The sequence below is a fragment of the Klebsiella sp. P1954 genome (assembly GCF_018199955.1).
In the GTDB taxonomy this organism is placed as follows: Bacteria; Pseudomonadota; Gammaproteobacteria; order Enterobacterales; family Enterobacteriaceae; genus Klebsiella; species Klebsiella pneumoniae.
On sequence record NZ_CP073373.1, the window covers coordinates 995,722 to 1,014,644 of the forward strand.

Genomic DNA, 18,923 nt, shown 5'->3' on the forward strand with positions numbered 1-18,923 from the left:
ATAAATAACCAGTATCGAACGCAGGGGGCAATTATGCGCATTGAAGTGTCTATCGCCAAAACGACCGCCTTACCTAACGGCGCGCTGGAAGCGCTGAATAACGAACTCTCTCGCCGTATCGCCGAGCAATTCCCGGCCATCGATAGCCAGGTGAGCGTCCGCTACGCCAGCGGCAATCAGCTCTCGGTGTTTGGCGCCCTGAAAGAAGACAAAGACCGGATAAGCGAAATCCTGCAGGAAACATGGGAAAGCGCGGACGACTGGTTTGTCCACGATATCTCCTGAAGCATGGCGGGATCCAGTTACTCTGGTTTGCTCCCTCATTGTGCTTTTTTTGCCGGGTCGCCCCGGCTTTTTTTATCCCCTCTTCTGTTCAGAATAGTCCTGATTATTCTGCTCAATATCGACTAAAGTGGCCATTTTACGCGCTTATCTTGAGTAAAAAAGCGGCAAAAGAAGAAAATCATGCTGCCTTTCATTTAATTTCTCGAGTTTATTCTTGATCCCTGATATAATTAACTTGCTTCAAAAAATATGCATTAAACCTCGAGAATTGTTGTCTTTTAACATATGAATAAGGGGTTATGATGGAAAAAAATAATGAAGTCATTCAGACCCATCCCCTCGTTGGATGGGACATCAGCACCGTTGATAGCTACGATGCGCTGATGTTGCGCCTGCACTACCAGAACCCCACTCAAGAAAACAGTAATGATGCTGAGATCGGCCAGACGCTATGGCTAACGACGGACGTCGCACGTCAGTTTATTTCAATCCTGGAAGCAGGCATTGCGAAGATTGAATCTGGCGAATACCAGGAAAACGAGTATCGCCGACATTAACGCGGCTTGCGAATGACTTAACATTAAACTTAACAGGCACCTGCGGGTGCCTGAATTATTTTCGGGCTTGTATAAGCACAGGGAGTTAATTACCCTGCTAACAAGGCAATTACCCGGAACTCACCATGCAATACGATCTTATCATTATTGGCAGCGGCTCCGTCGGCGCCGCCGCTGGCTATTATGCGCGCCGTGCCGGACTCAATGTTCTGATGACCGATGCCCATCAACCTCCCCACCAGGAAGGCAGCCATCACGGCAGCAGCCGTCTTATCCGTCACGCCTATGGCGAAGGTGAGAAATATGTTCCGCTGGTGCTGCGTGCCCAGCAGCTATGGGACGAACTGGCAGAGATCAGTGGCGAAGCCGTGTTTGAACGCACCGGCGTCATTAACCTCGGCCCCGCCAGCTCCGCTTTTCTCGCCAACGTCGCCGCCAGCGCCCGTGCGTTCCAGCTTGAGGTGGAAGAGCTGGATGCCCAGGCCGTGATGCAGCGCTGGCCGGAGATACGCCTCCCCGATGACTATCGGGCGATTTTCGAACCCGCTTCCGGCGTACTGCGCAGCGAACTGGCCGTCGAAACCTGGATCCGTCTGGCGCGGGAAGCAGGCTGCGCGCAGCTATTCAACTGTCCGGTCTCGGCTATTCATCACCATGCTGACGGGATCACCATCGATACCCTCGACGGTGAATATCATGGTAAAAAGCTGCTGGTCAGCGCCGGCACCTGGGTCACCCGCCTGCTTCCGGACCTCCCTATCCAGCCGGTACGCAAGGTGTTCGCCTGGTACCAGGCCGATGGCCGTTACAGCAGCAAGAATCACTTCCCGGCCTTCACCGGCGAGTTGCCCAATGGCGATCAATATTACGGTTTCCCGGCGGAAGATAATGAACTGAAAATTGGCAAGCATAACGGCGGCCAGCCGATCTCCACCCCGCAGGAACGGGTAGCGTTTGGCGCTGTCGCCAGCGATGGTTCCGAATCCTTCCCGTTTTTGCGTAACGTCCTGCCTGGCATCGGCGGCTGCCTGCACGGCGCCTCCTGTACCTACGACAATACCGTCGATGAGGACTTTATTATCGATACGTTGCCAGGCAGGCCAGACACGCTGCTGATCACCGGGCTGAGCGGCCACGGCTTTAAGTTTGCGCCGGTGCTGGGCGAAATTGCCAGTCAGTTTGCTCAGGGCGAAGCATCGAGCTTCAATCTGGCCCCCTTTTCTCTGGCGCGCTTTAACGCGTAATGGAATGCGGCACTTTTGCCGTTGGGTAAAGAAACGGCCTCTGCTGAGGCCGTTAGTGATTGAGAGCGGTTATGCGTCGCCTGTTTAATATGCTGGTCAACAACGTGCGCGAGCATTTTATGATCTACCTGGCGCTCTGGCTGCTGCTGGCGATCATCGATCTCGTCTGGTTATGGTTTTTCTGACGGCTCCGGGTCGAGGATCCCGAGTTTGGTATTCAGCCGGCCACGGGATTTATTAAAGATTTTGTTGCCGTTTTCACGCCCGGCGCGCAGCTTACGCTGCTCCTCCTCCGGTAGCTTATGCTCTTCCATGCAGGCTTCGCTACAGCAGCCGGCAAACTTCTCGGCGCAGCTCGGGCACTGGATAAACAGCAGATGGCAGCCATCGTTCAGGCAGTTAGTATGGGTGTCGCACGGCGCGCCGCACTGATGACAGTGCGCGATAACGTCATTGGAGATCCGCTCGCCCATCCGCTCATCAAAGACAAAGTTTTTACCAATGAAACGCACCGGCAGCCCCTGCTCGCGGGCGCGACGGGCGTACTCGATGATGCCACCCTCGATGTGCCAGACCTTATTGAAGCCGTTATGCTTCATCCAGGCGCTGGCTTTTTCACAGCGAATGCCGCCGGTGCAATACATGACAATTTTCTTGTCTTTATGGTCCTGCATCATTTCCACTGCTTTCGGCAGCTGGTCGCGGAAGGTATCCGCCGGGATCTCCAGCGCGTTTTCGAAATGGCCCACCTCATATTCATAGTGGTTGCGCATATCGATAAACACGGCATCCGGATCGTCAAGCATCGCGTTGACTTCCGCCGCCTTGAGATACTCCCCCACATTGGAGGCGTCAAACGAGGGATCGTCGATGCCGTCGGCGACGATACGATCGCGAACTTTCAGGCGCAGCACCCAGAAAGACTTACCATCGTCCTCCACGGCGATATTGAAACGCAGCCCCGCCAGCGCCGGATCGAAGCCATAGAGAAACTCACGCAGAGCCTCAACGTTGCTTTGCGGCACGCTGATTTGCGCGTTGATCCCTTCCCGGGCCAGATAGATGCGGCCAAAGACCTTCAGCTGGGTTAAGGCAACCCACAGCGCATCACGGGTCGCCTGCGGGTCGACAATGGTGAAATATTTATAGAATGAGATCGTCGTGCGCGGCTCGGTCTCAGCCAGCATTTGCGCCTTTAACGTCTCATTTGAAATGCGGTTGTGTAACACTGGCATGGTGTACCTGCTCGACATAGAAATGAGGAAATAAACGGCGGGCATGATATAGCAAAGCTGTTTAATTTACATCCCTACATTTTACGCTACATTTCTCTCACCCGGTCGCGCCCCGCTTAACAAAACGAGCTGACTGTCGCCGCCTTTGGCTGGCCGGTAAAAAAATGCGATAATATAAGACGTTGCTCACTGATACGGGTATGAAATGACTCATTTGCCTAAATTTTCTCCGGCGCTGTTGCATCCGCGCTATTGGCTGCTGTGGCTGGGTATCGGCCTGCTGTGGCTGGTTGTCCAACTGCCCTACCCGCTGATCTACCGCCTCGGGAACGCCATCGGCCGTCTGGCCATGCGCTTTATGAAGTGCCGGGCGAAAATCGCCTATCGCAACCTTGAGCTCTGCTTCCCCGAGAAAAGCGAGCAGGAACGCCACCGAATGGTGGTGATGAACTTTGAATCGGTGGGCATGGGGCTGATGGAGACCGGTATGGCCTGGTTCTGGCCGGTTCGCCGTATCGCCCGCTGGACCGACACCATCGGCTTTGAGCATATTCGCGATGTGCAGGCGCAGCAGCGCGGCATTCTGCTGATCGGTATTCATTTCCTCACTCTCGAGATGGGAGCGCGGATGTTCGGTATGAACGAGCCGGGGATTGGCGTCTATCGCCCCAACGACAACCCGGTGATCGACTGGCTGCAGACCTGGGGCCGCTTGCGCTCCAACAAGGATATGATTGACCGTAAGGATCTGAAAGGCATGATCCGGGCACTGAAAAAAGGCGAAGTGGTGTGGTACGCACCGGATCACGATTACGGCCCGACCGCCAGCGTCTTTGCCCCACTGTTTGCGGTCGACCAGGCGGCGACCACCTCCGGCACCTGGATGCTGGCGAAAATGTCCAAAGCCTGCATCGTGCCCTTCGTCCCGCGTCGCAAACCGGACGGTAAAGGTTATGAACTGATTATCCTGCCGCCAGAGTGTTCCCCGCCGCTGGACGACGCGGAAACCACCGCCGCGTGGATGAACAAGATCGTTGAGCAGTGCATCATGATGGCCCCGGAACAGTATATGTGGCTCCATCGTCGCTTCAAAACCCGCCCCGAAGGCATGCCCTCCCGCTACTGATCCCTTTTCCCGGCCGCGCTCATCCCGGCCGGGAAGCTTCGCCGCTCAGGCTTTAGGCTCTCCTTTAGCTTTAAAAGCTCTCCTCCATTGCGGCATCTATTTCTCAGGCGCATAATTAGGAGGCTCATATTTTCTCTTAATTTGACCTGCCGCGCAGGCCAGTGGAACCCTATGTCGTCTGCTGAAACCCCCATTAACTGGAAACGAAACCTGACCGTGACCTGGCTTGGCTGCTTTTTAACCGGCGCCGCCTTCAGCCTGGTCATGCCCTTTCTGCCACTCTACGTCGAACAGCTCGGCGTCACCGGGCATAGCGCCCTGAACATGTGGTCCGGGCTGGTCTTTAGTATTACCTTTCTTTTCTCCGCCATCGCCTCGCCGTTCTGGGGGGGGCTTGCTGATCGCAAGGGGAGAAAAATCATGCTGCTGCGTTCCGCCCTCGGGATGGCCATCGTGATGATGCTGATGGGAATGGCGCAGAATATCTGGCAGTTTCTGCTGCTGCGCGCATTGCTCGGCCTGCTGGGCGGTTTTATTCCTAACGCCAACGCCCTGATCGCCACCCAGATCCCGCGCCATAAAAGCGGCTGGGCGCTGGGGACACTGTCTACCGGCGCGGTAAGCGGCGCCCTGCTCGGCCCGCTGGCAGGTGGCTTCCTGGCCGACCACTGGGGATTGCGCACCGTCTTCTTTATGACCGCGGCGGTACTATTTATCTGTTTCTTGTTTACCCTGTTTTTAATCCGCGAAAATTTTGTGCCGATCGCCAGGAAAGAGATGCTCAGTGCCAGAGAGGTGTTCTCCTCGCTGCAGAATCCCAAACTGGTGCTCAGCCTGTTTGTGACCTCGCTGATAATCCAGGTGGCCACCGGTTCCATTGCGCCGATCCTGACGCTTTATGTACGCGATCTCGCGGGCAACGTCAGTAACATCGCCTTTATCAGCGGAATGATCGCCTCGGTGCCGGGCATTGCCGCGCTGATGAGCGCCCCGCGGCTGGGCAAACTGGGGGATCGCATCGGGCCGGAAAAAATCCTCATCGTGGCGCTGATTATCTCGGTGCTACTCCTGATCCCGATGTCGTTCGTTCAGACCCCGCTGCAGTTAGGTATCCTGCGATTCCTGCTCGGCGCCGCGGACGGCGCGCTGCTGCCGGCGGTGCAAACCCTGCTGGTGTACAACTCCACCAGTCAGATCTCCGGGCGAATCTTCAGCTATAACCAGTCGTTCCGCGATATTGGCAACGTTACCGGCCCCCTGATTGGCGCGTCGGTTTCCGCTAACTATGGCTTCCGCGCTGTATTTCTGGTCACCGCAGGGGTGGTATTGTTTAATGCGATCTACTCCACCCTCAGCCTGCGTCGGCCAGCCGCGGATACTTCGCATTCAGTAAATTAACGTCGAGAGTGGCTCTGTCCCTTGACGCCGTGCGTACCGCCTTCTATAGATTGAATCGTGTTCAATTCATATTCTTCTCAGGAGATTCGCTATGCCAAAGGATTCGATGTTCTACGCCACGCTTGAAGAAGCTATTGATGCAGCACGTGAAGAATTTCTCGCCAACAACCCTGACAGCGATGAAGAGAGCGCCAACGTTGAGCAGCTCAACATTCAAAAGTATGTGCTGCAGGATGGCGATATCGCCTGGCAGGCCGAATTTTTTGCTGACGAAGAGGAACAAGGCGAATGCCTCCCGATGCTCAGCGGCGAAGCCGCGCAGAGCGTCTTCGACGGGGATTATGATGAGATAGAGCTGCGTCAGGAGTGGCTGGAGGAAAATACGCTCCACGAATGGGATGAAGGCGAATTTCAGCTCGAGCCCTCGCTGGACACCGAAGAGGGGCAGACGGCAGCCGACGAGTGGGACGAGCGTTAATCAGTTATAGGGTCCGTGGCTGGCGTCCAGAGGCAGCAGAAGCGTATCAAATACCAGCGAGAACGGCAGGTCGAGAATGGTGAGATAGCGCCATGCCGAATCGCGAACATCCCACTGTACGCCCGGGTAATATTGATTGCCATGCCCCTGCCCGGGCACCGTACGGCTGATAATGCTGCCGCAGCCGCTGAGCAGCAGCGCCATGGCAATGATCGGTAGTATTCGCATCCACATCCTCGTATTTCAGATAAAAAAATACCGGCATCGCTGCCGGTATTTTCCTTAACGTACGGCTTATTTCGTTTTCAGCGCCAGCGGGTTAAGCGCCAACTGCTGATAGGCGTTCACCCATGAAGAGTATTTCTCCGGCGCGGCCCATACGCGATAGTGCAGACGCGACATGGTTACCGGGTCGCTCAACAGCACCAGTCGGCGATCGCGGTTCAGCTTATCCGGCGTTTCATTCAGCGCCTGCTCGACATGGCGCTCGCGGGCGATCTCCAGGATATGCCCCTGACGGTGGCGCGCAGTGGCCATTGCGGTGGCGAGGGCGTTAAACGACGGGTTAAACACCGCGTGCATAAAGCCATCGTCCAGCGAACGCTGACGGTTCATCGTCAGGTACGCATCGGTATCCTTGAGCACCTGCGGCGGCGAATACTCTTCCGGGATCAGGAACAGCTTCCAGCGCTTGGTGCGCAGGCCCACTGTCGCCCGGCTGGAAATTGCCGATACGAACGGCGAGAGGATCAGCGAGACGACGATCGGCGCCAGCCAGAACAGGAAGCGCAGATCCAGCCATGCCATCCCGACCGCCCACACCAGCCCCAGCAGCAGCTGCGAGCCGTGGCGCATAAAGGCTTCCCCCCACGGCGTGGAGTCATCATCACGCTGCGGCGAATTCCATACCACCTCCCAGCCGAGGAAGGCGCTGACCACGAAGACGGTGTGGAACAGCATACGGACCGGCGCCAGCAGGACCGAGAACAGGACCTCCAGCAGCAGTGAAAGCGTGACGCGGATAAATCCTCCGTACTCTTTCGGCCCTTTACACCACACCAGAATAATACTCAGCAGCTTCGGCAGGAACAGCAGCACCATGGTCGAGGCGAACAGCGCGATGGCCAGCTCAGGCCGCCACTGCGGCCACACCGGGAACAGCTGACGCGGCTGCAGGAAGTACTGCGGTTCGGTCAGGGCATGCACCACCTGCAACGCCGTCGACAGGGCAAGGAACATAAACCACAGCGGCGCCGACAGGTAGGACATCACGCCGGTAAGGAACACCGCCCGGTGAACCGGGTGCATCCCTCTGACAAGGAACAGGCGGAAGTTCATCAGGTTGCCCTGACACCAGCGACGGTCGCGTTTCAGCTCGTCCAGCAGGTTCGGCGGCAGCTCCTCATAGGAGCCCGGCAGATCGTAGGCAATCCACACCCCCCAGCCGGCACGGCGCATCAGCGCGGCTTCGACGAAGTCGTGCGACAGGATCGACCCGGCAAAGTTGCCCTCGCCCGGCAGCGGCGCCAGCGCGCAGTGCTCAATGAACGGCTTCACGCGGATAATGGCGTTGTGGCCCCAGTAGTGGGACTCCCCCAACTGCCAGAAGTGCAGACCCGCCGTAAACAGCGGACCGTACACCCGGGTGGCAAACTGCTGGCAACGCGCATACAGCGTGTCCATGCCCGAGGCGCGCGGGGAAGACTGAATGATCCCGGCATTCGGGTTCGCTTCCATCAGGCGCACCAGGCTGCTCAGACACTCACCGGTCATCACCGAGTCAGCGTCCAGCACCACCATATAGCTATACTGGCTGCCCCAGCGGCGGCAGAAGTCATCGATGTTGCCGCTCTTACGCTTCACTCGACGACGACGGCGGCGGTAGAAGATCTGCCCTTCGCCCTGCACTTCGGCAATCAGCTCCATCCACGCCTTTTGCTCAGCCACACAGATATCGGGGTTATAGCTATCGCTGAGGATATAGACGTCGAAATGAGCGGCGTTACCGGTCGCTTTCACCGACTCCCAGGTCGCCCGCAGGCCGGCGAAAACGCGGTCAACGTCTTCGTTACAGATCGGCATTATCAGCGCCGTACGGTGCGCCGGGTTCAACGGTTCGTCACCGACCGTCGAGGCGGAAATACTGTACTTATCGCGGCCGATCAATAGCTGCAGGAAGCCCATTAACGCGGTCCAGAAGCCGGCGGAAACCCAGCAGAACAGCACCGCGAAGAGGATCAGAATGCCGCTCTGCAACACGTACGGCAGCAGCTGCATGAACGAGATCCACAGGTTCTGCCCCACCATGTCGGCCGGGTTGATCAGCGCCCAGCCCTGATAAGGCAGAATGGTTTTCATATACCAGGTGGCCACTACGGTCTGCGACAGCGTCAGCAGCAGCAGGATATAGCGACGAATGGTGCCGACGGTACGCCATTTTTGCTCACTCTCGCGCTCTTCTTGCGTCAGACGGGAGAGATAGCGCGGCGTGACATCGCGTCCGCGCAGACGGTCCCAGAAGCGGCCGACCGGGTTGGTACGCCACGGGTCCGGGATCATTGAGGAGCGCTTGGCTTTAGGCATCGCATGCAGCTGAGTACGGCCTTCATCATCCTTCACCAGCTGATCGCCAGACAGCGAATCCGGCCAGCTGTGCGCCAGCCGTGCCTTGACCGACCCCAGCGGGGAGTCGTCTTCACGGGCGAAGGTCTGATGGTCGTCATCCAGGGCCTGATGAACGGCCTGCAGGCTGGTGTCCGGCAGCGCCGATTTCTCGGCGTCCGACAGCGGCAATGCGTCAATGTACTTTGTTATCTTATTCATTGGCAGGCAGCTGATAGCTCCAGGTTTCGCTCAACGTGTCATCACCGTTAACCAGCGCGGCGCGCATTTCCGTCGTTTTCTTCGGATCTTTCACCTTCAAACGCAGGATCATTCGCCAGCCTTTGGTCACCGGATTGTAACGCACGGTATTTTCAACGATTTCAGCGTTATCGCCGGTACTCGCCTGGGCGGCGACCGGGGTATCCGCTGGCAGTTTTTTCATATCGGCGCCGGTGAAGTCGACAATGAAAGCAATGGTGCCGTCCGGCTGGCGGATCAGGTTCGACTGCTTCACGTCGCCGGTAGAGCGGCGGGTCTGCATAACGTAAGCGTTATCCGGCGCATGCAGCTTGTCTTCATCGCGGCTGAAGGTGATGGTGTACTTGAAGTTCATCTCCTTGCCCGGCTCCGGCAGCTGATCCGGCGTCCAGTAAGTCACGATGTTATCGTTGGTTTCATCGTTGGTCGGGATTTCAACCAGTTCGATTTTCCCTTTGCCCCACTCCCCTTTCGGGGTGATCCAGGCGCTCGGACGCAGGTCATAACGATCGTCGAGATCCTCGAAGCGCGAGAACTGACGGCCGCGCTGCAGCAGGCCAAACCCTTGCGGGTTTTCCATCGCATAGCTGCTAACGGCAAGGTGTTTCGGGTTGTTCAGCGGACGCCAGATCCACTCGCCGTTACCGGCCAGGATCGACAGACCATTGGAGTCGTGTAGCGCCGGACGATAGTTAAGCGCCGGAGAAGGCTGGTTGGAACCGAACAGGAACATGCTGGTCAGCGGCGCCACGCCCAGTTTGCCCACTTTGTCACGCAGGTAAACTTTGGACTGGACATCTACCACGGTGTCGCGTCCCGGCATGATGACAAAGCGATAAGCGCCGGTTGCCCGCGGGGAGTCCAGCAGCGCATAGATAGTCAGACGTTTGTCGGTGGCTTTAGGACGCTCGATCCAGAACTCGCGAAAACGCGGGAACTCTTCGCCGGACGGCAGCGCGGTATCGATAGCCAGGCCGCGCGCGGACAGGCCGTAAACCTGACCCTGACCCAGCACGCGGAAGTAGCTGGCACCGAGCATGCTGAGGATCTCATCGTTCTTATCTTTGCTATTGATCGGATACAGTACTTTGAAGCCGGCGAAACCGAGGTCTTTCACCGTGTCTTTATCGTGCTGAACGTTACCAAAGTTAAAATAGTCCGGGCTATATTTAATTTTGCGCACGCTGGTGGCCGTCACTTCATTGATGGTGACCGGCGTGTCGAAGTACATACCCTGATGGTAAAATTCAAGCTTGAATGGGGTTTTCTGGTTATTCCAGTAAGCTTTATCGTGATTAAACTGAATTTGCTGGTAATCCGCGTATTTCATGTCGCGGAAAGCGGAGGGCAGGTTACTCTTCGGCGCTTCATAGCCTTTCCCGGCTAACGTTTTGGCCTCTTTTGCAACGTCATCAATGCTAAATGCCCATGCAGATGAAGTACACAGGGACAACATTACGGCTGCGCTTAACCAACGCATTTTCATCATCTGTGGTTTATGTTTCATATAAGTAAGCACTTCCCCCTTTGTGTGCTTAAATCGATCCGATCTATTTTAATGGAAACTCAGGCAATCCGACAACATAATCCCTGCTTTGTTCAGCGTAGCGGCGCAGGGAATAAACAGTTCGCTATCCCGTTTGCACTTTGCGTGCTTATCCTGGAGACAGGTACCCCGAGTTCATGTAGGGTTGCTGATAATGTAAGCGTTATCATCTTGAGTGATAAGACGAATTATCTGAGATTGTCGTGAATCGTATGAATAATACTCCGGTACAGCGTGAATATTTCTTCGACAGCATCCGCGCCTGGCTGATGCTGCTGGGGATCCCTTTCCACATTTCGCTGATCTATTCCAGCCACAGCTGGCATGTCAACAGCGCTGAGCCCTCGTGGTGGTTGACGCTGTTTAATGACTTCATCCATGCCTTCCGGATGCAGGTCTTTTTCGTCATCTCCGGCTATTTCTCCTACATGCTGTTCCTGCGCTACCCGTTGAAAAAGTGGTGGAAAGTGCGCGTCGAACGGGTCGGTATTCCGATGCTGACCGCTATCCCACTGCTGACGCTGCCGCAGTTTATTATGCTGCAGTATGTCAACGGCAAGGCGGAAAACTGGCACACCCTTTCCGGGTACGACAAATTTAACACCCTGGCGTGGGAGCTTATTTCCCACCTGTGGTTTTTACTGGTGCTGGTGGTGCTGACCTCGCTGGGCGTGGTGCTGTTTAAATGGCTGACGCGCCGCCCGGCAGGGGGCGCCTCAGCCTTTGGTGACACTGTCACTATGGGCCAGCTAACGATGATTTTCCTTGCGCTGGGGGTGCTTTACGCGCTGATCCGCCGATCGCTGTTCCTGATTTACCCGCCGCTGCTTAGCAATGGTCTGTTTAACTTTGTGGTGATGCAGACGCTGTTCTATCTTCCCTTCTTTGTGCTGGGGGCGCAGACCTTTATTAATCCGCGTCTGAAGGCGATGTTTACCACCCCGTCACCATGGTGCTGCGCAGCGGCGCTGCTGGGATTTATCGCCTACCGGCTGAACCAGCAGTACGGCTCCGGCGACGGCTGGATGTATGAAACGGAATCGGTGATCACCATGGTGCTTGGGCTGTGGATGGTCAATGTGGTTTTTTCGCTCGGCCATCGCCTGCTGAATTTCCAGTCGGCGCGCGTAACCTATTTCGTCAATGCTTCGCTGTTTATTTACCTGGTGCACCATCCGCTGACGCTGCTGTACGGGGCGTGGATCACCCCGGTCATTAAGTCCAATACCTTAGGCTTTATTGGCGGGTTGGTTTTTGTGGTGGGTATTGCCCTGATCCTGTATGAAATTCACCTGCGCATTCCGCTGCTGCGTTTCCTGTTCTCCGGTAAACCGATGAACAAACCGGCCAAAACCCCAGCCTCGGCCAGCTAACCATTAGCCTGTGCGGCACGCCAGGCGTGCCGTATTATGCCTGCTCGTCAAAAAGCCGGTCGAAAATCATATTGTACAGGGCTTCTAAATCTGCCTTATCGACCGGGGTGGAGGCGCTCAGCTCACAGCGGTAAGCTGCCCCCTCCGTCAGAACGGCGATGAGCTCTGATGCGGCATTGCGTCGCGCATCGCTGAGCCCGGGATGGTAGCGCTGCGACAGGCGACCGCCCTCCTCTTTCAACCGCCGATCGGCCTGCATCAGGATCTCACGCAAGCGTGGGTTACGCGAGGCCTCGGCATTGATCTCCATCAGCAGATAATTATCGCTTTTGGTGGCTGCCGACGTCGGGATCCTGCCAGCCAAAACCGCCGCTTTACGCGCCAGATTGTGGTTCTCATCGATCATCTCCCCGACTCTGGCGTTGACGATTTCGCTAACAATCGCTTCGATGATCGCTTCCTTGCTGGCAAAAATGCGATATAGCTGACCGACGCTCAGGCCCGCTTCCCGGGCGATATCGGCGACGGAAGCGCCGTGCAGCCCCTTTTCAGCGAAACATTTTTGCGCAGCGACAACGATCTCCGCGCGGCGCGCCTGCTGTTTCTGCTGGACTTTTCCTTCTGACACCCTGCTCCCTCCTGCTACCCATCATTCCCGTCAAGACTGGCGGTTATCATAGCCTATTCTGTTGAATCAGGGGTATGACGCCAGCAGGCGGCGATAGATAGCCGCCGTTTCCTCGTCAAAACAGACGAACAGGACGCGCTCAAGAGGGTTATAGCGAGTGAGAAACGCGGTGACGGTGCGCACGGCGATCGCCGCCGCTTCCTCTTTCGGATAGCCATACACGCCGGTGCTTATCGCCGGAAACGCAATGGAGCGATAGTTGTTTGCCGAGGCCAACTGCAGACTGTTTTTGTAAGCATCGGCCAGGGTTTGCGCCTCCATGCGGTCGCCGCCGTGCCAGACCGGGCCCACGGTGTGGATCACCGCGCTGGCCGGCAGATTGCCGGCAATAGTAATTACCGCATGCCCGGGAGGGCATTCGCCCTGCTGCTGCAGCACCTGCTTGCAAGCCGCCAGCAGCGCGGGACCGGCCGCCCGGTGGATGGCCCCGTCTACTCCGCCACCACCCAGCAGCGAGGGATTTGCCGCATTAACAATCACATCGACATCAAGTGTCGTAATATCGCCGAGAATTACCTCAGGTTTAACAGCCATTTCTCCTCCTGTCGGCATAGCGTGTGGATACGGCTTTCTGCCGATACTAGGGCATTCTCGCCTGCGGGAGCAAGATTATCGCTTTGTCCGGTGACGAGAAGATAAAAAAACAGGACCCGTAAGGTCCTGTTTTTTAGTCGTCCTGCCGATCAGGCGTTGTCGTTGGCGAACGATTTATGCTTATCCGCACGGGCCGCCAGCCACAGGCCACTATTTTTCATGGCATAGCCAAAGACCAGACCCAGCGCCAGGGAAGGGATCACCAGACGCCAGTCGCCGTCTGCCGCGAAGGTCGCGCAGGCGCCGATAAAGGTGCCCGGGACAAACGACAGCAGCGTCCGTCGCGCCTGAATGCACATCAGGAAGGCGACCACACCGGTCATCATATAGCTGAGGATCTGCACCTGTGGCGCCAGCGCGCTACCGTGGATAATCACTAACGCCCAGGCCACGCCGCTCATCACCGTGCAGGACGAGATGGCCAGCCCTTTCAAGCCGCCCTGCGGGCAGGCGAAATAGGCCGTACAGCCGAGGAATCCGGCCCAGCTCAGCAGGCCGAGAGCGACCGCCACCCACCCCCAAATCCCGGAGAGGATGCCTGTCGTTAATGCGATTGCGAAGAGTATGTTCATGGCGCGTATCCTAGCAGATACGCGCCGGAAGAATGCGATCTAAAACACAGTATATGAATGAACTTTCTTTCAGTTTCATTCAAACAGTGATTTACATCACATATTATTGCTCATCTTCTTCCTGAAGCTCGTCCCACATCGCGGCGATGGCGTCGCGGGTCAACGGCGCCATGGTGCGCCAGAACGGCGTGTGCGCATGGGCTTCGACTTTCCCCAGCATCGTCCCGCACCACGGCAGGATATAGTCGGCGAACAGGAGCTCCAGCGTCTCGCTCTGGTCTTCTGCGGCATGATCCTCCAGCCAGGAGGCGGCCAGCAGCAGCGAGCCGAGATGATCCGCCGGACCTTCCCCTGTCGGGATGCCGTGTTCGCTCAGAAAAGACCGAACTTCCGCTTCCGAGGAACCCTCCACCCACGCGCTACGGTACGGCGGGACGCTGCAGGCTTCACCGACGAACAGCGCATTATAGTCCGTCGCCAGGGACTGCATTTCACAGCTTTTCTGCAGACGCGCCAGCAGCTCGTCCTGCTCAAGCGGCCAGCTGGCGGCCAGTTTGCCCTCGCGGATCAGGGTAAACAGCGGCACCAGCAGCGGGTCCTGCGGTTGACGGTAATACAGCGAACCCAGCACGCGGCAGAGGATTGAAAACTCGTTCATTCAGTTATTCCAGTTATACAAATTAAAGGTCAGCAAATTCCGGGATCGCCGGCATGCCCCGCGACTCGAGGAAGTTAAGCAGGCGACGCGGAGAAACGTTGAGGATCCTCTCCTCCGGGAAATCGACCGCATCAAGGATCTTGCGGCATTCGGTAAACTCCCCGAGGGTAAAGGCGGTGTGAGAGTCCGAGCCCAGCGCCACCCATCCCCCGGCATCACGCACTGCGGCGGCGATGGCCCGGCAGTTGTCTTCACTGCCCACGCGCGATGATACGAATGAGGAGTTATTAATCTCCAGCGCCACCTGGTAGCGAGCCGCCGCTTCGGCAATCGCCGGGATATCCACCGGGAATTTCGGATTACCCGGATGGCTAATCATATGCACTTTACCGCTGGCCATCGCGGCTATCATCGCCTGTGTATGGGTGTCACGATCCTGCGGCGGAAACACCGGCTCATGAAATCCGGCGATGATCAGATCGAGAGAAGTCAACATCGGTCCGGAACAGTCGATCTCGCCTTCAATATTTTTAATATTCGACTCAATACCGCGCAGGATCCCCACCCCGTCTACCAGGCGAGGCCAGATGCGCATATTAACGAAGTGCCAGTAGTGCGGAGCATCCGCCATGTCCGGGCCGTGGTCGGTGATGGCGAAGAGTTTGATCCCTTTACGCTTTGCTTCCGCAATATAATCGTGCAGGGTGCTGTAGGCATGGGTGCTGGCGACGGTATGCATGTGCAGGTCAACGGGATACATCACATTCTCCTCTTCTGTTTGCCGCAAGAATAGCAGGAAACCGGGCTATTGATTAGCAAAAACCCCGCCGTGGCGGGGTTCTCTCGTCTTAATAACCGCGCTGGCGGTCGACCTGACCGCTTACCGGCTCCCCTCGCTCAAGCCGGCTAATGGTCTCCGCAATGTAGGTGATAGCTTCCATTGGACGGGTCACTGCCGCCACATGGGGGGTCATGGCCACCCGCGGATGCGCCCATAGCGGGCTCTCCTGCGGCAGCGGTTCGCGACTGAAGACATCGAGCATCGCCCCTTTGAGCTTACCGCTGTTCAGCGCCGCCAGCAGATCCTCTTCAACGACATGCACGCCGCGAGCAAGGTTGAGGACATAGCTCTCATCAGGCAACTGCGCCAGCAGCGTCTGGTTAATAATGCCGGCGGTTTCGGCGGTATTCGGCAGCAGGTTGATCAGCACGCGAGTGCCCTGCAGGAATTCGCCCAGCTCGGCCTGGCCGGCGAAGCTCTGCACCTGCGGCCAGGATTTGCGGCTACGGCTCCAGACGCGAAGCGGGAACCCCCAGGGTTGCAGACTTTCCGCAACCTTCGCCCCCAGCACGCCGGCGCCCATAATCCCGACGGTGAATTCGTCGGCGCGGTACTCTGGCAGCGGCTGCCAGCGGGAAACCAGCTTCAGCGCCTGATAGTCATCAAAGCGGCGGAACCAGTGGAGCACCTGGCTCACGGCATACTCCTGCATCTGCCGTCCCATACCGGTATCTTCGAGACGAAACAGCGGAATCGACAGCGGCAGCATATCCGGATGGTCGCGCAGCTTGCTGAGAATAGAGTCCACCCCTGCCCCGAGGGCGAACACGGCCTTCAGCGCCCGGCCCTGCAGCATCTCTACCGGCGGATGCCAGACCAGGGCATAGTCCGCCGGCCGGTTATCGCCCGCTTTCCACTCGCGCACCCGCGCGCCGGGTAACTGCTTTTCCAGCTCACAGATCCAGTATTGGGTATCAAAGGTCGGATGGTAAAAAATAATCTCCATAGGGGCTCCTGATAGCAGACGCCTTTGGCCGATTGACGCTGGCGTCTTATTTTACTCATTGTTTTCTATTGGTTTGCCAGCATAACAAATTTCCCCCGAGCGAAAAGGGAAAAGCTACTGGCGACAAAAAAACGGATTTCGCACGTTTAAGGAGCAAGTTGCTCGAAGTTTGTCTAAACGCGCTTTTTTTGCAAAAAGTTGATTGACGGGCGATACGTATTTCCCTACATTAGCGCCCGTTCCCGACAACAACGGGAAAGACAATATGGTGAGGTGTCCGAGTGGCTGAAGGAGCACGCCTGGAAAGTGTGTATACGGCAACGTATCGGGGGTTCGAATCCCCCCCTCACCGCCATATTCGAGATGAGAGCCTGTACGAAAGTACGGGCTCTTTTCTTTTATATTCTCCACAGGGGGGGATGAGAACCCCCGACCGGGGTTCGACAACTGGCGCAGCCAGTTGGACAGACCGCGAGCCTGCGAGCGGGCTGCCCCGCAGGGGCGAGCGAAGCGAGTCAATCCCCCCCTCACCGCCATATTCAAGATGAGAGCCTGTACGCAAGTACGGGCTTTTTTCTTTTATATTCTCTGCCGGGGGGGAGCCCCGAGAAAAGCCAATCCCGAAGCTAATCCTCCTCCATCCGCTGATACTCTTCGCTGAGGTAGTCCACCAGCGCCCTGACGGAGGGCAGCAGCCCGCGCCGTGAGGCAAATACCGCATGGATCACTTCCCGCCGCGGCTGCCACTCGTCCAGAACCACCTCTAATTCCCCTGACGCCAGCTGATCGCGCACCATTAGTAAAGGAAGCTGCACCACGCCTACGCCGGCCATCGCCGCCTCGCGCAGCGCCAGCATATCGGTGGTCACCATTCGCGGCGTGAAATACACTTCCGCTCTCGCTCCCCCGGGCCCGGTGAGCTGCCATTTATGCTGATGCTTGTTCGCACCCAGGCTGAGCCCCGGCCAGGCGCTCAGCTCGGACGGTGCCTGCGGACGTCCGAGCCGGGAAATGAGATCCGGGCTGGCCACCAGTCGGTGCCCGCGGTCCGCCAGCACACGCATCACCAGGTCGCTATCCTCGATGGGCCGGGGACGGACGCGGATCGCCACATCAACGCCCTCCCCGACCACATCCACCCGGCGGTTGGTCGCCTCAAGATGCAGCGTTACCCCAGGATAGCGTGCCATAAATCGCGCCAGCATCGGTCCGATATGGACATGCAGCAAGGTGACCGGACAGGTGATCCTGACGCTACCGCGCGGCTCGGCGCGCAGCGTCTCGACCGCCTGCTGCGCCGCCTCGGCCTCAATCAGCATCGCTTTGCAATGCTGATAAAAGGTCTGCCCGACCTCGGTGACCGCGAACTGACGGGTGGTTCGCTGAATCAAACGCACGCCCAACCGCTCCTCGAGTTGCGCAATGCGGCGGCTGAGTTTGGATTTCGGCTGGTCAAGCGCTCGCCCCGCCGCCGCGAAACCGCCATGGTCTACCACCTGGACAAACCAGGCGAAGTCATTGAGATCCTGCATCCTTCCTCCATTGTTCCATTTTTAGAACAGTATAGGTCATTTTTGCTCACTACCGCATACGTCGTCCCGGATATAAGCTTATTCACATCAGATACCGATACACAGGAGAAAGCCATGAAACAGATCACAGGAGTCTACACCGCGCCTGCGCAGCATTGGGTAGGCGACGGCTTCCCGGTTCGCTCGATGTTTTCCTATCAGACGCACGGCCAGCAGCTGAGCCCCTTCTTACTGCTCGACTATGCCGGGCCGTACACCTTCCCGGCGGGCAGCGAAAAACGCGGCGTCGGTGAGCATCCGCATCGCGGATTTGAAACCGTCACCATCGTCTACGCCGGTGAAGTAGAGCATCGTGACTCCACCGGACGCGGCGGGGTGATTGGTCCAGGCGACGTGCAGTGGATGACGGCGGGCGCCGGGATCCTGCACGAAGAGTTCCACTCGGAGGCCTTCACCCGCAGCGGCGGCGAGCTGAAGATGATCCAGCTGTGGGTCAACCTGCCCGCGAAAGACAAAATGGCGACCCCCGGCTACCAGAGCATTACCGCCGGGACGATCCCCACCGTGGCGCTGGCGAACGGCGCCGGACAGGTTCGGGTTATTGCCGGCCAGTATGACGACGTCAGCGGCCCGGCCCATACCTTCTCACCGCTTAACGTGTGGGATCTGCAGCTGAATCAGGGGCACGACCTCACGCTGCGCCAACCGGAGGACTGGAGTACCGCGCTGGTGGTGCTGGAAGGGGAAGTGATCATTAACGGTTCCGAATCTGCTCGCGAAGGCCAGCTGGCCGTCCTGAGCCAGGCAGGTGACGCAGTGCATCTGGAGGCGACCGCCCCGGCAAAAGTTCTGCTGATGGCCGGAGAACCGCTACAGGAGCCGATTGTGGGCTATGGCCCGTTTGTCATGAATAACAAAACGCAGATCGCAGAAGCTGTACGCGATTTTAACAGCGGCCGCTTTGGCCAAATCTAACTGATTGAGGTGA

20 protein-coding genes, 1 tRNA gene and 1 other RNA gene are annotated in these 18,923 nt (G+C 57.4%); 11 read left to right on the forward strand and 11 right to left on the reverse strand.

The window, feature by feature from the left end; all coding sequences use genetic code 11:
• The first annotated feature begins 33 nt into the window (after positions 1 to 33).
• From dinI to KB890_RS05025, 4 genes are all read left to right on the forward strand, one after another.
• Positions 34 to 285, forward strand: coding sequence for a DNA damage-inducible protein I (gene dinI, locus KB890_RS05010; RefSeq protein WP_004179321.1), 252 nt, complete (start codon positions 34 to 36; stop codon positions 283 to 285).
• A gap of 302 nt (positions 286 to 587) precedes the next feature.
• Positions 588 to 842: a biofilm formation regulator BssS gene (gene bssS / locus KB890_RS05015; RefSeq protein WP_002898992.1), complete on the forward strand. Its 255-nt coding sequence runs from the start codon at positions 588 to 590 to the stop codon at positions 840 to 842.
• 125 nt (positions 843 to 967) lie between these two features.
• Positions 968 to 2,086 carry an N-methyl-L-tryptophan oxidase gene (gene solA / locus KB890_RS05020; protein ID WP_002898990.1) on the forward strand — a complete coding sequence of 373 codons (1,119 nt, stop codon included), beginning with the start codon at positions 968 to 970 and terminating at the stop codon, positions 2,084 to 2,086.
• Positions 2,087 to 2,157: 71 nt separating this feature from the next.
• Positions 2,158 to 2,271 (forward strand): DUF2770 family protein, encoded by a 114-nt coding sequence (locus KB890_RS05025; protein WP_002898988.1) that lies wholly within the window; start codon positions 2,158 to 2,160, stop codon positions 2,269 to 2,271.
• On the opposite strand, the gene KB890_RS05030 is transcribed toward KB890_RS05025, so the two are convergent.
• Complete coding sequence (locus KB890_RS05030) at positions 2,257 to 3,321, reverse strand: oxygen-dependent tRNA uridine(34) hydroxylase TrhO (protein WP_002898987.1); 1,065 nt, start codon at positions 3,319 to 3,321, stop codon at positions 2,257 to 2,259. The two genes, KB890_RS05025 and KB890_RS05030, sit on opposite strands and share 15 nt — an antisense overlap.
• 205 nt (positions 3,322 to 3,526) lie before the next feature.
• Between KB890_RS05030 and KB890_RS05035 the strand changes: the two genes are divergently transcribed.
• From KB890_RS05035 to KB890_RS05045, 3 genes are all read left to right on the forward strand, one after another.
• Complete coding sequence (locus KB890_RS05035) at positions 3,527 to 4,447, forward strand: Kdo(2)-lipid IV(A) acyltransferase (RefSeq protein WP_094965503.1); 921 nt, start codon at positions 3,527 to 3,529, stop codon at positions 4,445 to 4,447.
• 171 nt (positions 4,448 to 4,618) lie between these two features.
• Positions 4,619 to 5,845 carry a multidrug efflux MFS transporter MdtG gene (mdtG, locus tag KB890_RS05040; RefSeq protein ID WP_002898984.1) on the forward strand — a complete coding sequence of 409 codons (1,227 nt, stop codon included), beginning with the start codon at positions 4,619 to 4,621 and terminating at the stop codon, positions 5,843 to 5,845.
• 91 nt (positions 5,846 to 5,936) lie between these two features.
• Positions 5,937 to 6,323 carry a MysB family protein gene (locus KB890_RS05045; protein WP_002898981.1) on the forward strand — a complete coding sequence of 129 codons (387 nt, stop codon included), beginning with the start codon at positions 5,937 to 5,939 and terminating at the stop codon, positions 6,321 to 6,323.
• Here KB890_RS05045 and KB890_RS05050 read toward each other — a convergent pair whose 3' ends face one another.
• The 3 genes from KB890_RS05050 to mdoG form a co-directional block, all read right to left on the reverse strand.
• Positions 6,324 to 6,551, reverse strand: a complete 228-nt coding sequence (locus KB890_RS05050; RefSeq protein ID WP_002898978.1) for a YceK/YidQ family lipoprotein — start codon at positions 6,549 to 6,551, stop codon at positions 6,324 to 6,326.
• 66 nt (positions 6,552 to 6,617) lie between these two features.
• Positions 6,618 to 9,146 (reverse strand): glucans biosynthesis glucosyltransferase MdoH, encoded by a 2,529-nt coding sequence (gene mdoH, locus KB890_RS05055; protein ID WP_002898967.1) that lies wholly within the window; start codon positions 9,144 to 9,146, stop codon positions 6,618 to 6,620.
• Positions 9,139 to 10,692: a glucans biosynthesis protein MdoG gene (mdoG, locus tag KB890_RS05060; protein WP_004179316.1), complete on the reverse strand. Its 1,554-nt coding sequence runs from the start codon at positions 10,690 to 10,692 to the stop codon at positions 9,139 to 9,141. The genes mdoH and mdoG overlap by 8 nt, the downstream gene beginning before the upstream one ends.
• A 251-nt stretch (positions 10,693 to 10,943) precedes the next feature.
• Between mdoG and mdoC the strand changes: the two genes are divergently transcribed.
• Complete coding sequence (mdoC, locus tag KB890_RS05065) at positions 10,944 to 12,104, forward strand: glucans biosynthesis protein MdoC (protein ID WP_002898962.1); 1,161 nt, start codon at positions 10,944 to 10,946, stop codon at positions 12,102 to 12,104.
• A 34-nt stretch (positions 12,105 to 12,138) separates the two neighbouring features.
• Here the strand turns inward: mdoC and KB890_RS05070 are convergent, their stop codons facing one another.
• The 6 genes from KB890_RS05070 to ghrA form a co-directional block, all read right to left on the reverse strand.
• Positions 12,139 to 12,732 (reverse strand): TetR/AcrR family transcriptional regulator, encoded by a 594-nt coding sequence (locus KB890_RS05070; protein ID WP_004179313.1) that lies wholly within the window; start codon positions 12,730 to 12,732, stop codon positions 12,139 to 12,141.
• Between the two features lie 66 nt (positions 12,733 to 12,798).
• The gene (gene ymdB / locus KB890_RS05075; RefSeq protein WP_004176593.1) at positions 12,799 to 13,326 is read right to left on the reverse strand and encodes an O-acetyl-ADP-ribose deacetylase; all 528 of its coding nucleotides are present in this window, start codon (positions 13,324 to 13,326) and stop codon (positions 12,799 to 12,801) included.
• A gap of 149 nt (positions 13,327 to 13,475) precedes the next feature.
• Complete coding sequence (locus tag KB890_RS05080; RefSeq protein WP_002898950.1) at positions 13,476 to 13,958, reverse strand: DUF1097 domain-containing protein; 483 nt, start codon at positions 13,956 to 13,958, stop codon at positions 13,476 to 13,478.
• A 103-nt stretch (positions 13,959 to 14,061) separates the two neighbouring features.
• Positions 14,062 to 14,616, reverse strand: a complete 555-nt coding sequence (locus KB890_RS05085) for a TorD/DmsD family molecular chaperone (protein WP_004179311.1) — start codon at positions 14,614 to 14,616, stop codon at positions 14,062 to 14,064.
• Between the two features lie 22 nt (positions 14,617 to 14,638).
• On the reverse strand, positions 14,639 to 15,376 hold the full coding sequence (locus KB890_RS05090) for a phosphatase (RefSeq protein WP_004140764.1): 738 nt from the start codon (positions 15,374 to 15,376) through the stop codon (positions 14,639 to 14,641).
• Positions 15,377 to 15,464: 88 nt separating this feature from the next.
• On the reverse strand, positions 15,465 to 16,403 hold the full coding sequence (gene ghrA, locus KB890_RS05095; protein WP_004147901.1) for a glyoxylate/hydroxypyruvate reductase GhrA: 939 nt from the start codon (positions 16,401 to 16,403) through the stop codon (positions 15,465 to 15,467).
• Between the two features lie 267 nt (positions 16,404 to 16,670).
• On the opposite strand from ghrA, the gene KB890_RS05100 reads away from it, so the two are divergent.
• Both KB890_RS05100 and KB890_RS05105 read left to right on the forward strand, forming a co-directional pair.
• Positions 16,671 to 16,758 (forward strand) — tRNA-Ser (locus tag KB890_RS05100).
• 43 nt (positions 16,759 to 16,801) lie between these two features.
• A non-coding RNA gene (locus KB890_RS05105) (RtT sRNA) lies at positions 16,802 to 16,939 on the forward strand.
• Positions 16,940 to 17,029: 90 nt separating this feature from the next.
• Here the strand turns inward: KB890_RS05105 and KB890_RS05110 are convergent.
• On the reverse strand, positions 17,030 to 17,935 hold the full coding sequence (locus KB890_RS05110; protein ID WP_004179309.1) for a LysR family transcriptional regulator: 906 nt from the start codon (positions 17,933 to 17,935) through the stop codon (positions 17,030 to 17,032).
• 114 nt (positions 17,936 to 18,049) lie between these two features.
• On the opposite strand from KB890_RS05110, the gene KB890_RS05115 reads away from it, so the two are divergent.
• On the forward strand, positions 18,050 to 18,910 hold the full coding sequence (locus KB890_RS05115; RefSeq protein WP_004179307.1) for a pirin family protein: 861 nt from the start codon (positions 18,050 to 18,052) through the stop codon (positions 18,908 to 18,910).
• The last annotated feature ends 13 nt before the right edge of the window (positions 18,911 to 18,923 follow it).